Raw genomic sequence first — 16261 nt, forward strand, 5'->3', positions numbered from 1 at the left:
CCCGTTGGACATGACCGCTGAAATTCTTTTTGCCAGTCTGCACATCGCGACGCCCGAGCTGATCCTTGCGGTCGGCGCGCTGGCGCTGCTCATGATTGGCGTCTTCTCGGGCGACAAGTCGACAACGACGGTCACGGGCCTCTCCGTGGCCCTGCTGCTCGTCGTCGGTCTCTGGATCGTCTTTGCGCCCGCTTCGGGTGTGGCTTTCGGCGGCGTTTACGTCGCCGATGCCTTCGGCAACTTCATGAAGGTGCTGGCGCTGATCGGCTCGATCACCGCCATGATCCTTTCTGTCGGCCAGAGCCGTTTCGAGCCGGTCGGCCGGTTCGAATATCCGGTGCTTCTGGTTCTGGCGACGCTCGGCATCCTGCTGATGATTTCGGCCAACAACCTGATCTCGCTCTATATGGCGCTGGAGCTGCAGTCGCTTGCGCTCTACGTCGTCTGCGCCATCAACCGGGAAAGCCTGCGCTCCACCGAAGCTGGCCTGAAATATTTCGTTCTCGGTGCGCTCTCCTCGGGCATGCTGCTTTACGGCATGTCGCTGGTTTACGGCTTTACCGGCAATACCGGCTTTACCGAAATCGCTCAGGTTCTGACGGCAGAGACCCGTTCGCTCGGCCTCGTCTTCGGTCTGGTTTTTGTTCTCGCCGGTCTGGCATTCAAGATTTCCGCCGTGCCGTTCCACATGTGGACGCCGGATGTTTATGAGGGGGCGCCGACACCGGTCACGGCCTTCCTGTCTGCCGCTCCCAAGATCGGCGCCATGGCGATCTTCGTTCGCATCGTCGTGGACGCTTTCCAGCCGGTCTTTGCCGACTGGCAGCAGATCGTCGTCTTCATCTCCATCGCTTCCATGCTGCTCGGCTCGTTCGCGGCAATCGGTCAGAAGAACATCAAGCGCCTGATGGCCTATTCTTCCATCGGTCACATGGGTTACGCGCTGGTCGGTCTTGCGGCGGGCACCGAGGCCGGTATCTCGGGCGTCATTCTCTACATGACCATCTACATGGTCATGACGCTCGGCACCTTCGCCTGCATTCTCTCCATGCGTCGCAAGGAAATCGGCAATGTCGAAAATGTCGAGGATCTGGCCGGGCTTTCGTCCACCAACCCCTTCATGGCAGTTGTTCTGACGATCCTGATGTTCTCGCTTGCAGGCATTCCGCCGCTCGCCGGCTTCTTCGGCAAGTACTACGTCTTCCTTGCTGCCATCGAAGCCAAGCTCTATCCGCTTGCCATCATCGGTGTGATCGGCTCGGTTGTCGGTGCGTATTATTATATCCGCGTCGTCAAGGTCATGTGGTTCGATGAGGCCAAGGGCAGCTTCGAGCGTCCGGCTGGCGAACTGAAAATCGTTTATGCGCTCTCTGGACTGTTCGTCGTCGCCTTCATCGTCTTCGGTGGTGCGCTTGGCAATGCAGTCACGGTTGCGGCAAAGACGTTCTTTTGAGCAATACGCACAAGCATACGGGCCGGATGTCCATCGATGACTTCCGGCACGAGGCGATGGCGGAAACGCCATCGACCAACATAGAATGTTTCGCCCGGGCAAGGGCAGGCGATGGCGGCAATCTGTGGATCACCGCCATCCGCCAGACTGGCGGGCGCGGTCGCCGCGGCCGGCCTTGGGTGTCTGAACCCGGCAATCTCTACGCTTCGCTTCTTCTCATCGATCCGGCGCCAATGGACCGCATCGGTTCATTGCCGCTTGCCTTTGCGCTCGCCGTCTACCGCGCCATTCGCGCTGTGCTGCCGACGGGTGGCGATCCGCTAGAGATAAAATGGCCGAACGACGTGCTGATCGGGCGCCGGAAGACCTGCGGCATTCTGATGGAAGCCGAACTTCTGCCGGATGGACGCCGCGCCATCGTCATCGGCATCGGCATCAATATCGCCCACAAGCCTGAAAACCCGCTTTATCCCGTCACCATGCTGTCCGAACACGGGGCGTCGTGCTCCCCCGACGAGCTGTTCGCGCATCTCTTCCGCGAGACAGCGGATGTGCTGCAAAGCTGGGATGAGGGCAGGGGCGTTTCCGGTGTCATGGCCGGATGGCGGGCGGCTGCCTGCGGTATCGGAGAACATATCACCGTCAATTTTCCGGATCGCTCGATCGGCGGGCGTTTCGTTGGAATTGATGATAATGGTTATCTGCTGCTGGATGAGGATGAGGGCACAAGGCTCTCCATCGCCGCCGGCGACGTGTTTTTTGGATGAGGTGGACGGCGTGTCTTCAAAGACCCGCGCCGAACCTCTTCCCACAGGTTGGAGCTTTCCTGCTGCTCATGAAAAGCAGGGTGACAGACCGGCTCCGCATCGGCCCGGTCGATCAGATGATTTTTCAGGTCCGATGCTGTTAAACGGGCGGCTGGGCGCGGCATATTGCCGTCGCCAGCGCGCTCTCGTGAATGGATAAGAAGAACAATGACTAAACAGGACGAACTGGTATTTCTGCCGCTTGGCGGCGTCGGCGAAATCGGCATGAATCTGGCGCTGTACGGCTACGGTCCGGAAAGCAAGCGCGAATGGATCATGGTGGATTGCGGCGTTACCTTTGCCGGTCTCGATCTGCCTGGCGTCGATCTGGTTCTGCCCGATATCAGCTATATCGCCGAGCAGAAGAAGAACCTCAAAGGCATCATCATCACCCACGCCCATGAGGATCACTACGGCGCGCTGAACGATCTGTGGCCCGGCCTCAACGTGCCCGTCTATGCCTCGGGTTTCACCGCCGGCATGCTGGAGGCAAAGCGCGCCTATGAGGGCAGCCGTGCCGAAATTCCAATTACCCCGTTCAAGGCGGGTGATCGCATCAATGTCGGCCCGTTCGAAATCGAGGCCGTCGGCGTCAACCATTCGATCCCCGAGCCGATGTCGCTGGTCATCCGCACGCCGCTTGGCAATGTCATCCACACGGGCGACTGGAAAATTGACGAGGCGCCGTCTCTCGGACCGTTGACGGATGAGGCGCGTTTCCGCGCCATCGGCGAAGAGGGCGTGCTGGCGTTGATGTGCGACAGCACCAACTCGCTGCGCGATGGCGTGTCGCCTTCGGAGCACGAGGTATCCGAAGGTCTGCGCCAGATCATCGAAAATGCCGAGGGTCGCGTGGCCATCACCACCTTCTCCTCCAATGTCGGCCGTATCCGTTCCATCGCGCAGGCTGCTGAAGCTGCCGGACGCGAAGTGCTGCTGCTCGGCTCGTCGCTGAAGCGCGTCGTCAACGTTTCGCAGGATCTCGGCATCATGGAAGGTATCAAGCCGTTCCTGGCTGAAGACGAATACGGCTATATTCCGCGCAACAAGGTGGTCGTGATTCTCACCGGTTCGCAGGGCGAGCCGCGGGCAGCCCTTGCCAAGCTTTCGCGCGATGAGATGCGCAATGTGGCGCTGGCTGCCGGTGATACGGTGGTATTTTCCTCACGCGCCATTCCGGGCAATGAAAAGGCGATCATCGAGATCAAGAACGGCCTGATAGAGCAGGGCATCCATATCGTTACCGACAATGAGGCTTTGGTGCATGTCTCCGGCCATCCCCGCCGTAACGAACTTCTGAGAATGTACGAATGGACCAAACCGCAAATCCTGGTGCCGGTGCATGGCGAGGCGGCGCATCTGGTGGCGCAGAAGGAACTGGCCGAACAGGCCGGCATTTCTCAGGTGCCGAAGGTTCGTAACGGCAACATTCTGCGTCTGGCGCCTGGTCCTGCGGAAGTCGTCAACGACGCACCGCACGGCCGCGTCTTCAAGGACGGCAACCTCATCGGTGACCTCGACGAGATGGGGATCAGCAACCGCCGCAAGCTTTCCTTCGCCGGCCATGTCTCCGTCAATGTGCTGCTGGACAGCCGCTACGACTTCCTCGGAGATCCCGATGTCGTGCCTTTCGGCCTGCCGGAATTCGATGATGAGGGCGAGGACATGGAAGATACGCTCTATGACGCCGTACTCGGCGCCGTGGAAAGCATCCCCCGCGCCCGCCGCAAGGACCTTGCGCTGCTGCGCGAGTCAGTGCGCCGCGCCGTACGCGCCGCTGCCAATCAGGCATGGGGCAAGAAGCCGATTGTGACGGTTTTCGTCACCAAGGTCTGAACCGGAAAATCCCGGGTTTTCAAACCGTCACGCCCCATCATGTCCGGGCCATCTCGGACATGACGCAATCGCCGTCCGCGATCGTTCCTTCTCCTCTCTTGCAGCTTTTTACACATCTTGCAGGGAAGTGATTCCGGTTCGCGGATGAATGCGTTACAAGGGGCGCATCACGCAGGAGGACGTCATGCCGCTTCTTTCGGTCTTCGCCATTTATTTCATCGTCTGGTGGACGGTGCTTTTCGTTGTGCTGCCGATTGGCCTTCGCACCCAGGAGGAAGAGGGCGATGTGGCGATTGGCACGGTTGCAAGCGCCCCGTCAAGGTTCAGGGGCGGGCGCATCGTGTTGTGGACAACGCTGATATCGGCTTTGATCTGCGGGCTCTGGTACGGCGGAACCTGGTGGTTCGGCGTCAGCATGGACGACCTTCCGAGAATTATTCCGGTTTTCGACTGAAGCATCTCACCCACGCCCTAGGATTAAGCGCGCCGCAGAATTTTGCAGCGTGGCGGGCTTCGTGATGCGATTTAAGGCAACATAAGCCGCGCTACCGTTTTATGAACGGTCGCCACAAGATGCGTCAGTGCTGTCATATGGATGTCATATCAGTCGTGCACACACCATGAGGGCGTCTGGCGGGCAATTCGCTGTCACAATTTTACCGGAATAACCATTCGGGGTTGTGAACTTTGCCGGAATCAAAAAAAAACAAGGCATTTCAGCCTTGTTTTTCAGGTTTCGCGTGATCTGTAACCGTTACCGGGGCAGCGACAAGCGCGCCTAAGATCGAATCCTCCCAAGACTGACCGCGAAAACGGCAAGAATTTAGACTTCCTGCCTCTTTTGTGAGCTAAAGTTAGCCCAATCACCCATGCTTGTCATCTCATTTTTTGCATATTTGTTACAGTCGGCAAAAAATTCCCTGTGGTGCAATTTGTCGCACCAGATCAAGAATAATATTCCGGCCAAAGCGTTTTGACGCAAATTAGCTATCGCGAAAATGCCACGAAATCGCCCAGACAGGTCTTTGCATGGCGGGTTTTCTTCTTGGTCAGAAACAGCTATGTACGGCGCCAATATCCCTCTATTCGGGGCGATTCCCGCGCCTTTGCGTGTTGTTGCCCATACCAATGGAAGTCGTCATGCGTCTCAGCCGTTATTTCATGCCCATCCTGAAGGAAAACCCCAAGGAAGCGGAGATTGTCTCCCATCGCCTCATGCTGCGTGCGGGCATGATCCGGCAGCAATCGGCTGGCATCTATTCCTGGCTGCCGCTCGGCAAGCGCGTCCTGGACAAGGTCAACAGGATCATCCGCGAGGAGCAGGATCGCTCCGGCGCGATCGAGCTTCTGATGCCGACGCTGCAGACCGCTGAGCTGTGGCAGGAGAGCGGCCGTTATGACGATTACGGCAAGGAAATGCTGCGCATCAAGGACCGTCAGGACCGCCAGATGCTGTATGGCCCCACTAACGAGGAGATGATCACTGACATCTTCCGGTCCTATGTGAAGTCCTACAAGAACCTGCCGCTGAACCTCTACCATATTCAGCTGAAGTTCCGCGACGAGGTGCGCCCCCGTTTCGGAACCATGCGCTCGCGCGAGTTTCTGATGAAGGATGCCTATTCCTTCGATCTGACCAAGGAAGACGCGATCCACTCCTATAACAAGATGTTCGTGGCTTACCTGCGCACGTTCGAACGGCTTGGCCTGCGCGCCATTCCCATGCGTGCCGATACCGGCCCGATCGGCGGCAATCACAGCCACGAATTCATCATTCTGGCCGATACCGGCGAATCCGAAGTCTTCTGCCACAAGAGCTTCCTCGACCGCGCCATCCCCGCCGACGATACCAACTTCGACGACGTCGCAGCCCTTCAGGGCGTTTTCGACGAATGGACGGCCGACTATGCCGCCACCTCGGAAATGCACGACGAAGCTGCTTATGACGCCATTCCCGATGGCGAGCGCCTTTCTGCGCGCGGCATCGAAGTCGGCCATATCTTCTATTTCGGCACCAAATATTCCGAGCCGATGGGCGCCAAGGTGCAGGGTGCTGATGGCAAGGAACACCCCGTTCACATGGGGTCCTATGGCATTGGCCCGACACGCCTTGTTCCCGCCATCATTGAAGCATCGCATGACGAGAACGGAATCATCTGGCCGGCTTCGGTCGCTCCTTTCGATGTCGTGATTATCAACATGAAGGCAGGTGACGCAGCCTGTGATGCGGCGTGCGAAAAGCTGTATTACTCGCTCTCCAATGCCGGCAAGGATGTTCTTTATGACGATACGGACGACCGCGCGGGCCAGAAGTTCGCGACTGCTGACCTGATCGGCGTGCCGATGCAGATCATCGTCGGCCCCCGTTCCGCCGCGAACGGTGAAGTCGAGGTGAAGGATCGCAAGACCGGCGACCGTGAAACCGTCACAATCGAAGCGGCAATGAACAGGGTGCTTGGCTAAGCACGAAATGGTGAAAGTGAGGAGCGGTTTTCGCCTGAAATCCGCTCGAGCTTTATGAGATCAAGATCAGGGGTCGGTTTTTCGTGAAAACCGGCCTTTCAAGTTCAGATCAGGGAGACGACATGGCAAAAGCCGAGGCTGACAAGGGTGCGGCTCCTTCCGCCCGGGAAAGGACCGCCCGGCCGTTTTCCGCTTTCGAGCGCATGGTCGCCTGGCGCTATCTGCGGTCGCGGCGCAAGGAAGCGTTCATTTCCGTCATCGCCGGCTTTTCCTTCGTCGGTATCATGCTGGGCGTCGCGACGCTCATCATCGTCATGGCTGTCATGAACGGTTTTCGCACGGAGCTGATTTCGCGCATTCTCGGCATCAACGGCCATATGATCGTCCAGCCGATCGACCAGCCCTTCAACAATTATGATGAGCTGGCGAAGAAGTTCTCCGCCATTCCGGGCGTGACGATGGCCCTGCCGCTGGTAGAGGGGCAGACATTGGCCTCCGGTCGCGGTGGCGCAGGCTCCGGTGCGCTCGTGCGCGGCGTTCGCCAGGACGATATCGACAAGATCAAGGAAGTCGCCACCAACGTCAAGACCGGCGATCTCGTCGGCTTCATGGCGGGCGACGGGGTTCTGGTTGGCTCAAGGCTTGCCGCACAGCTTGGCGTGACGGCGGGTGACGATATCACCCTCATTTCGCCTGAAGGCGATGTGACGCCGATGGGTGTCAACCCGCGCGTCAAATCCTACAAGATTTCGGGCGTCTTCGAGATCGGCATGTCGGAATATGATGCGTCGATGATCTATATGCCGCTGTCCGAAGCCCAGCTTTATTTCAATGCCGAAGGCCTGGTGCAATCCATCGAGCTTTACGTCAGTCGCCCCGACAATGTCGACGGCATCCGCCCGCTGGTGGAGCAGGCAGCTGAACGGCAGATCTATATCACCGACTGGAGACAGCGGAACCAGACCTTTTTTTCCGCCCTGCAGGTGGAAAGAAACGTGATGTTCATGATCCTGACGCTCATCGTTCTGGTGGCGGCGCTCAACATCATCTCCGGCCTCATCATGCTGGTGAAGGACAAGGGCAGCGATATCGCCATTCTGCGCACCATGGGCGCCAGTTCCGGCGCCGTCATGCGTATCTTCTTCATGACGGGAGCTGCCATCGGTACCGTCGGCACATTCGCCGGTGTGGCGCTCGGCGTCATCGTCTGCCTCAATGTGGAATCCATCCGGCAGTTCTTCTCATGGGTGTCGGGCACGGTACTCTTTGATCCGCAGCTCTATTTCCTCAGCCAGCTTCCGGCCGAAATGGATATCAGCGAGACCATTACCGTCGTCATCATGGCGCTGACGCTTTCTTTCCTGGCAACCATCTTTCCGGCATGGCGGGCTTCCAAGCTCGATCCGGTGCAGGCCCTGCGTTACGAATAAGGACCGCTTCACAATATGGCAAAAAAATCAGTGCTGCGGCTTACCGGCGTCGAGAGGACCTATGGTCAGGGCGAGACGTCGCTCTCCATTCTGCGCAAGGCCGATTTCGAGTTGAAGAGTGGTGAGATGGTGGCGCTTGTTGCCCCGTCGGGCACCGGCAAATCCACGCTGCTGCATCTCGCCGGGCTTCTCGAACATCCGGATGCAGGCGAGGTCTTCATCAATGACGCGCCGTGCAATGGTCTGCCGGATGAAAAGCGCACGGCGATCCGCCGCAGCGACATCGGTTTCGTCTACCAGTTCCATCATCTGCTGCCGGAGTTTACGGCGGTGGAGAATGTGATGATGCCGCAGCTCATCGCCGGTTTGACGCAGGGCGAAGCCCGCAAGCGTGCGAGCGCGCTGCTCGATTACATGCGCGTCGGCCATCGCGGCGAACATCGCCCGGCTGAACTTTCCGGCGGTGAACAGCAACGTGTGGCGATTGCCCGCGCCGTTGCCAACGCACCGCTCCTGCTTCTCGCCGACGAGCCGACCGGCAATCTCGATCCCGAGACCGCGCATTATGTGTTCGATGCGCTGGAGGCGCTGGTGCGCCAGTCCGGCCTTGCCGCACTGATCGCCACCCATAATCATGAGCTGGCCAACCGCATGGACCGCCGCGTGACGCTTGCAGACGGCAAGATCGTCGACTTCTGATCGTGATGCGGTGAGGCGATCATACCGCCTTTGCGATCTGTTCTGCGGCTGAGTTCTGTCTACGTTCAGGTTTCCCGCAAGGCCACTCGTCCTCCCACAATTGAATTTTCACGAACCCGGAGGTGTTTTTGCCTCCGGGTTTTTTCGCTTTGGAGTCAGTGGCTTGCCGTTCACGAAGGTGGAACCGCAGCCGATTCTGCCGCGTTAGCAAGGGGAATATCAGTAAAAGCCTGTTGACAATCGAACAAAATGAGAACAAAGTTAGAACATAACGAGTAAGGAGAGACCAATGACTGATTTCATCCGTGACGTTGCCGCTTTCGCCTCCATCGCTGTGTTTGTCGCCAGCTTTTCGGTGATCCTCACTGCCCTGTGAAGGGCACACCGGCGCAGAAGCCTGTATAGACGCCGAAAGGCGGTGGACTTTGAAGGCCGAAAATCGGAAAATCGCCCCCTCGATTCAGAATGACAGGATGACGATATGGGCGAGACGGTTGCGCGTGGAGAGACCTCTGGCGAAACGCTGAAAACACCCGGTTTCGTCCATCTGCGGGTTCACTCCGCTTACTCCCTGCTTGAGGGGGCTTTACCCCTCAAGAAAATTATGTCCAAGGCCGTTGCAGACGGCCAGCCGGCCATCGCCATTACCGACACCAACAATCTTTTTGTCGCGCTGGAGTTTTCCGAAAAGGCGCGTGATGAGGGCTTGCAGCCGATTATCGGCTGTCAGGTGTCGATCGACATGCAGGATGCGGTGGATGATCGCCGCAACCATAACAGCCACCTTGCCAAGCTTCCAGCCATCGTGCTGCTCGCGGCTGATGCCGGAGGGTACGAGCGGTTGGTGGACCTTATCAGCCGCGCTTATCTGGAAGGTGAAAGCGGTGGCCAGTCCGTGCATATTACCCGCGCATGGCTGGAGGAAGCCTCCAATGCAGGGCTGATCGTGCTGACGGGTGCCTCCGGTGGTCCGGTGGATATGGCTCTGAAGGAAGGGCATATGGCGCAGGCGAGAGAACGCCTGCTGGCGCTGAAATCACTCTTCGGTGACAAGGTTTATATCGAATTGCAGCGTCAGTCCGGTTTCGACCGCGTCCATGAGCGGCGTATGATCGGGCTTGCCTATGAACATGATATTCCGCTGGTCGCCACCAACGAGGCGTTCTTCCCGTCGAGGGCCGATTATGAGGCGCATGATGCATTGATGGCGGTGGCGCATAACGCCATCGTTTCGGATGACAGCCGGTTCCGCCTGACCCCCGACCATTATATGAAAAGCCGTGAGGAGATGGCGGAGCTGTTTGCCGACCTTCCGGAATCACTGGAAAACACCGTCGAAATCGCAATGCGTTGCTCGTATGTGCTGAAGAAGCGTGGGCCGATCCTGCCGCGCTTCACCGGTGCCAGCGACGATCCCGAAGCGGCGCAGCGGGCAGAGGCCGAAGAGCTTCGCCGTCAGGCCGTCGAAGGTCTTGATCATCGCCTTGCGGCCCTCGGCATGGCGCCTGGCTACACAGAGCAGGAATATCGCGACAGGCTGGATTTCGAGCTTGGCGTCATCGAGCGCATGGGTTTTCCCGGTTACTTCCTGATCGTTGCGGACTTCATCAAATGGGCCAAGCAGCAGGATATTCCGGTCGGCCCCGGCCGCGGTTCGGGTGCAGGCTCGCTCGTGGCCTATGCGCTGACCATCACCGATGTCGATCCTCTGCGCTTCTCGCTGCTGTTCGAACGCTTCCTCAATCCCGAACGCGTGTCGATGCCCGACTTCGATATCGACTTCTGCCAGGACCGCCGCGAAGAGGTGATCCGCTACGTGCAGCGCAAATATGGCCGCGAGCAGGTGGCGCAGATCATTACCTTCGGTTCGTTGCAGGCGCGCGCGGCATTGCGCGACGTCGGCCGTGTGCTGGAAATGCCCTATGGGCAGGTGGACAAGATCTGCAAGCTGGTCCCCAACAACCCGGCCAATCCGACGCCGCTGTCAAAAGCGATCGAGGAAGAGCCGCGCCTGCAGGAAGAGGCGGACAAGGAACCTGTCGTTGCCCGACTTCTGGATATCGCCCAGAAGATCGAGGGGCTTTACCGTCACGCCTCCACCCATGCTGCCGGTATCGTCATCGGTGACCGGCCGCTGTCGAAGCTGGTGCCGATGTATCGCGATCCGCGCTCCGACATGCCGGTTACCCAGTTCAACATGAAGTGGGTGGAAAGCGCCGGCCTCGTCAAATTCGACTTTCTCGGTCTGAAGACGCTGACGGTGCTGAAGGTCGCTGTCGATTTCGTTGCCAAACGCGGCATCAAGGTCGATCTCGCCGCAATTCCGCTGGACGACGCCAAAACCTACGAGATGTTGTCACGCGGCGAAACCATCGGCGTGTTCCAGGTGGAAAGTGCCGGCATGCGCAAGGCGCTGATCGGCATGCGCCCGGACTGCATCGAGGACATCATTGCGCTGGTGGCGCTTTATCGTCCGGGTCCGATGGAGAACATTCCGGTCTACAATGCCCGCAAGCATGGCGAGGAGGAGCTGGAGTCGATCCATCCCACCATCGACCACCTCCTGAAGGAGACGCAGGGCGTTATCGTCTATCAGGAACAGGTGATGCAGATCGCCCAGGTTCTGTCAGGTTACTCGCTCGGCGAAGCCGATCTTCTGCGCCGCGCCATGGGCAAGAAGATCAAGGAGGAGATGGACCAGCAGCGCGAGCGCTTCGTCGACGGCGCGATCAGAAACAGCGTGTCGAAGCCGCAGGCCAACACCATCTTCGACCTTCTGGCCAAATTCGCCAATTACGGCTTCAACAAGAGCCACGCCGCCGCTTACGCCATCGTGTCCTATCAGACCGCCTATATGAAGGCGCATTATCCGGTGGAGTTCCTCGCGGCCTCCATGACGCTCGATATGGCCAACACGGAAAAACTCAACGATTTCCGCCAGGATGCCAGCCGTCTCGCTATAGAGGTCGTGGCACCTTCGGTGCAGACTTCCTTCCGGCAGTTCGAGACGGGTGAGAACCGCATCTATTATTCGCTGGCTGCCATCAAGGGCGTGGGCGAGGGCGCAGTGGAACACATCGTTACAGTGCGCGACGGCAAGCCATTTGCGAGCCTGGAGGATTTCTGCCTGCGCATCGATCCGAAGCAGATCAACCGGCGTGTGCTTGAAAGCCTCATCAATGCTGGCGGTTTCGATTGTTTCGGCCGCGACCGCGCCGAGATGATCGGCGGGCTGGACCGCATCATCGGTTATTCGCAACGCGCACAGGAAAGCCGCGTTACCGGCCAGTCTGACATGTTCGGCTCCGGCGGTGCGAGCGGTCCAGAAAAGCTCATCCTGCCTGCCTTCCAGCCCTGGCTCGCCTCGGAGAAACTGCTGCGCGAATATCAGGTGCTCGGTTTTTACCTGACCGCGCATCCGCTCGATACCTACCGCCCTGTATTGGAAAAGTTGCGGGTGCAGAATTTCGCCGATTTTTCCGCCGCAGTGAAACAGGGTGCGACCGCCGGGCGTCTGGCCGGCACTGTCACCGGCAAGCAGGAGCGCAAGACCCGGACCGGCAACAAGATGGGTATCGTCACCTTCTCCGATGCCTCCGGCCAATATGAGGCGGTGTTGTTTTCCGAAGGGCTTGCCCAGTTTCGCGATCTGCTCGAGGTGGGCAAATCCCTTGTTATCACCGTGCAGGCGGAAGAGCGCCCGGAAGGCATCGGTCTTCGCATCCAGACGGCGCAATCGCTCGAGGAGAAATCCGTGCAGATGCAGAAGGCGTTGCGGGTTTATGTGCGCGATTCAGGCCCGCTGAAAACCGTTGCCCGCCACCTCAATACCAAAGGTGACGGATCGGTTTATTTCATCGTCATCAAGGACGAGGGGAGCCGCGAGATCGAGGTGGAGCTGACGGAGAAATACCGTATTTCCCCTGAGATCGCCGCCGCACTTCGCTCCGCCCCCGGTGTTGTTGATGTGGAGCTGGTGTGAGGCCTCAAGCCCTCAAACCGGCCCTTCCTTTGTCACGGTAATGAAGTCCGTCCCCATCCCTGTCTCCATCTGGTGACTGAGGTCTGAAACGGTAATCGAGCTGCCGGTTGAAAGTTCTTTCTCGATTCGGGAGCGAATTTCAGCCGGTATTTCGAGGCGGCCGAGTACGGCGCTTAGCTGGTCAAAGCCACCGGGCGCTTCGGTAACGGTGATGCCGAGCCGCTTGCGGGCTGCGGCCGGCAGATGGTTTTCCAGCGTTACGCCATTCCATTCAGCGGTTCCGGCAGCGCGGTTGACAGCAACGGCTTCGAAGAAATGCGTTCCGAGTGCCACCTCGGGATCCTTGATGTCGATCGCAGCCTCGAATAGCGGCTTGAAATCCTGTCGCACCATGATCTGGCCATTCGGTGGATGATCTTCGCCGGCAGACGCGTAAAGCGCAGCGACGAAATCGTCGGTCAGTAGCGGCCCGGTGGTTTTCAGCCCCTTCCAGCGCTTGAAACCGTTGACGGCGCTGATCGTCATTTCTCCGGTATAACCGTCGGGTGCGCCAGCATCGAAGCCAAGGCGGGTCAGCACGGCCTGAATATCCATCACCTTTTCGCGCTCGCCGCGCCGGGTGATGAGGATGCGCAAGGGCGAGGGCTCCTTGCCTTTGGCCATCGGTTTGATGGCTTGCGTTTTTTCATTCACGGCCACCTCAACGGTGCCTAATGCGGCGTCGAAGGTCGCAGGGCGCAGCTCGACGTCGGATAAAAGCAGCTTGCCGTCATCGGCATCGTCCCGCGGCTCAAACAGGGTTGGATGTTGTACGGAGCGCAGAGAAACCGGCCGGTCGGTGATGATGACATGCACGCCGTAGCGGGTCTCGCCGAACAGTGACTGCGCGAATTTCGAAGGCAGGCGCACGCAGCCATGCGAGGCCGGATAATTCGGCACCTTGCCTTCGTGCAACGCGATGCCCGACCATGTCAGTCGCTGCATGAAAGGCATGGGCGCCGCCGAGTAGATATTCGATTCGTGGTATTTGCGCTTTTCCAGAATCGAAAAAATGCCGCTCGGCGTCTCATGCCCGGCCTTGCCGGTTGAGACCTTGGATGTAGCAACGATCTCGCCGTTCTCGTAAAGCGCCAGGGATTGATCGCTTTTCGAAACGACGATCTGCAGGGACTTGTTGTCGGCGGCAAGCGCCGGAAAGGCAAGAATGCTGGCCGACAGCATGCCGGTCAGAAGACGGAAGCGAAGAGACATGACGCAATACACCACATGCACAAAACTTCGTTTACTCAACCACGCGAAGTTTAATGAAGTTTAAGGATACGGCGTCTGCTACATCACTAATTTGTGTAATATCTAAAATAGGGGCGGGGTGTTGCAGGCCGCAGGGTTTCACGGCGTTTGCAAGCGGCATGGCCGCTATTTGCGTGTGCCGAAAGTGTAGCCGGTCTCGACGCTGCCCTTGCCGAACTTGTCGCGCAGCTTATCCATTGCCGCTTCCGCCGCCGCCCGCCGTTCCGCCTGCCTGTCAACGAGATCGGGAGGATCGGCAAGGTCCGCATCGCGCAGATCACTGACGCCTATGCCGATCAGGCGAAACTTGGTGCCGTCGGTTTCTTTCGCAAGCAGCGAAAGGCCGGTGCGGAATATGCGGTCGGCAAGCTGGGTCGGATCGTCAAGCTTGCGGTTGCGGGTGCGGAGTTTGAAATCGGCCGTCTTCATTTTCAGCACCACCGTCTGGCCGGAAATGCCGCTCTTCTTCAGGCGCCATGCAACTTTTTCGGAAAGCGACCGCAGGATCGGTACGAGGTCCTCGTGGCGGGAAATATCGTTGAAGAAGGTGGTCTCGGAAGACACGCTTTTCACCGGGTCGTTATTGTGCACGTGCCGTTCATCGATGCCGCGCGAAAGCCGGAACAGCCGTTGTCCCATCACGCCATAGCGGCGCATCAGGTCGCCTTCCTCCATCTCCTGTAACTGCGCGATCATGCGGATGCCGTCCGCCTCCAGCGTCGCCGCAAACGCCTTTCCAACGCCCCATATCGTCGTGACGGGCCGTTCTGCCAGAAAGGAAAGCGCTTCCGCTTCGCCGATCACCGAAAAGCCGCGCGGTTTTTTAAGGTCGGACGCGACCTTGGCCAGAAATTTGCAGTAGGACAGCCCGGCCGAGACGGTAACGCCCACTTCTTTTTCCACCCGTTTCACAAATTTCGCCAGAACCCGGGCAGGCGGATCGTGATGCAGCCTCTCCGTTCCGGAAAGATCGAGAAACGCCTCGTCTATGGAAAGCGGCTGCACGAGCGGCGTCAAATCCTGCATCATGGTTCGGATCTGACGGCCGACGCGGCTGTATTTTTCCATGTCGGGCTTGATGACTACGGCGTCCGGGCAGGCTTCCAGCGCCTTGAACATCGGCATGGCGGAGCGCACGCCCTGGATGCGGGCAATGTAGCAGGCAGTGGAAACCACGCCGCGTTTTCCGCCGCCGATGATCAACGGCTTGTCGGCAAGCTCGGGATTGTCCCGTTTTTCAACGGAGGCGTAAAAGGCGTCGCAATCGATATGAGCGATGCTGAGGTCGTAGAGTTCGTCATGGTAGACGAGGCGGGGACTGCCGCAGGCGCGACAACGCCTCAGCTCCGCTGGCTGGCCGGCCAGACAGTCGCGGCAAAAACCGGGATCATAGAGATGCGACGTGGACATGGGCCGAAAACAAAACCAGAACGTCGCCGACCATACTCCGGCCGTGACGGCGGCTCAAGGGGTGGCCTGTCAATACCCACCCGAATCCAGCCCCGGGCCGGAAAAATGGTGCCAGGCGGCGGCAACCGTTTCGGGGGATGTGTCGGTCGCCGCGCAGAAGGCCATGAGGTCTGGTTCGTGGCTCATCAGAAAATCGGTGAGCCCCGCCAGAAAGCCGGGATCGTTGGCGGCATGGCGCAGCATATTGGCCTGCAATCCGCTCAGCGCCAGAAAACGCCCGAGCATTTCCGGCTCGTTTGCCAGCCAGCCAAGTATGGCGGCCGCCGTTTCTTGCGGATCTTTTCCGGCATTGTCTTTGTTTTTTGTATCTCTCAGCATTTCTCTACCGAAGTTACCTATTTTGAAACCAAATCGTTCTAGCCTTGCGCAACAAATGGACGATGGAATCGGTTCTCTGGCACCCTATATGTCTGGAAGAAGGTTTCAAAGCGAAACGGGGACTGCCCACCATGCCCAAGCAGGTCATGATAGTCGAAGACAACGAGCTGAACATGAAGCTCTTTCGTGACCTGATCGAGGCGTCTGGCTATACGACGATCCAGACGCGCAACGGCATGGAAGCGCTGGATCTTGCCCGCAAGCATCGCCCGGACCTCATTCTCATGGATATTCAGCTGCCGGAGGTTTCCGGGCTGGAGGTGACGAAATGGCTGAAGGAGGATGACGAGCTGCATGTCATTCCGGTCATCGCGGTCACGGCCTTCGCCATGAAGGGGGATGAGGAGCGCATTCGTCAGGGCGGATGCGAGGCCTATGTGTCCAAGCCGATCTCCGTTCCGAAATTCATCGAAATCATCAAGACCTATCTAGGCGATGCGTAAGGCGGTTGGGG

The 16261-nt window shown here is 58.7% G+C and carries 12 protein-coding genes; 9 read left to right on the forward strand and 3 right to left on the reverse strand.

Annotated elements, in window-relative coordinates; genetic code table 11:
• Positions 1–10 precede the first annotated feature (10 nt).
• From nuoN to dnaE, 8 genes are all read left to right on the forward strand, one after another.
• Positions 11–1453 carry an NADH-quinone oxidoreductase subunit NuoN gene (gene nuoN, locus CRP02_RS17470; protein WP_097103275.1) on the forward strand — a complete coding sequence of 481 codons (1443 nt, stop codon included), beginning with the start codon at positions 11–13 and terminating at the stop codon, positions 1451–1453.
• A 26-nt stretch (positions 1454–1479) separates the two neighbouring features.
• Positions 1480–2220, forward strand: coding sequence for a biotin--[acetyl-CoA-carboxylase] ligase (locus CRP02_RS17475; RefSeq protein ID WP_179784056.1), 741 nt, complete (start codon positions 1480–1482; stop codon positions 2218–2220).
• 207 nt (positions 2221–2427) lie between these two features.
• Positions 2428–4095: a ribonuclease J gene (locus CRP02_RS17480; protein ID WP_097171828.1), complete on the forward strand. Its 1668-nt coding sequence runs from the start codon at positions 2428–2430 to the stop codon at positions 4093–4095.
• 148 nt (positions 4096–4243) lie between these two features.
• Positions 4244–4549 carry a DUF1467 family protein gene (locus CRP02_RS17485; RefSeq protein ID WP_162692009.1) on the forward strand — a complete coding sequence of 102 codons (306 nt, stop codon included), beginning with the start codon at positions 4244–4246 and terminating at the stop codon, positions 4547–4549.
• Between the two features lie 686 nt (positions 4550–5235).
• The gene (gene proS / locus CRP02_RS17490; RefSeq protein WP_019565481.1) at positions 5236–6558 is read left to right on the forward strand and encodes a proline--tRNA ligase; all 1323 of its coding nucleotides are present in this window, start codon (positions 5236–5238) and stop codon (positions 6556–6558) included.
• A gap of 122 nt (positions 6559–6680) precedes the next feature.
• Complete coding sequence (locus CRP02_RS17495; protein WP_003512696.1) at positions 6681–7988, forward strand: lipoprotein-releasing ABC transporter permease subunit; 1308 nt, start codon at positions 6681–6683, stop codon at positions 7986–7988.
• Positions 7989–8003: 15 nt separating this feature from the next.
• Positions 8004–8687, forward strand: coding sequence for an ABC transporter ATP-binding protein (locus CRP02_RS17500; RefSeq protein ID WP_013635957.1), 684 nt, complete (start codon positions 8004–8006; stop codon positions 8685–8687).
• A 481-nt stretch (positions 8688–9168) separates the two neighbouring features.
• Complete coding sequence (gene dnaE / locus CRP02_RS17510; RefSeq protein WP_097171829.1) at positions 9169–12669, forward strand: DNA polymerase III subunit alpha; 3501 nt, start codon at positions 9169–9171, stop codon at positions 12667–12669.
• Between the two features lie 12 nt (positions 12670–12681).
• Here dnaE and CRP02_RS17515 read toward each other — a convergent pair whose 3' ends face one another.
• The 3 genes from CRP02_RS17515 to CRP02_RS17525 all read right to left on the reverse strand — a co-directional run bounded on the left by CRP02_RS17515 (position 12682) and on the right by CRP02_RS17525 (position 15747).
• A complete protein-coding gene (locus CRP02_RS17515; RefSeq protein ID WP_097171830.1) occupies positions 12682–13920 on the reverse strand; it encodes a L,D-transpeptidase family protein in 1239 nt (412 codons plus the stop codon).
• A gap of 165 nt (positions 13921–14085) precedes the next feature.
• Positions 14086–15369 (reverse strand): DNA polymerase IV, encoded by a 1284-nt coding sequence (locus CRP02_RS17520; RefSeq protein ID WP_097171831.1) that lies wholly within the window; start codon positions 15367–15369, stop codon positions 14086–14088.
• Between the two features lie 69 nt (positions 15370–15438).
• Positions 15439–15747 carry a DUF3572 domain-containing protein gene (locus CRP02_RS17525; RefSeq protein WP_097171832.1) on the reverse strand — a complete coding sequence of 103 codons (309 nt, stop codon included), beginning with the start codon at positions 15745–15747 and terminating at the stop codon, positions 15439–15441.
• Positions 15748–15878: 131 nt separating this feature from the next.
• On the opposite strand from CRP02_RS17525, the gene CRP02_RS17530 reads away from it, so the two are divergent.
• Complete coding sequence (locus tag CRP02_RS17530) at positions 15879–16250, forward strand: response regulator (RefSeq protein ID WP_003496409.1); 372 nt, start codon at positions 15879–15881, stop codon at positions 16248–16250.
• Positions 16251–16261: the final 11 nt, after the last annotated feature.

The sequence above is a fragment of the Rhizobium sp. AN5 genome (assembly GCF_900215255.1).
In the GTDB taxonomy this organism is placed as follows: Bacteria; Pseudomonadota; Alphaproteobacteria; order Rhizobiales; family Rhizobiaceae; genus Agrobacterium; species Agrobacterium tumefaciens.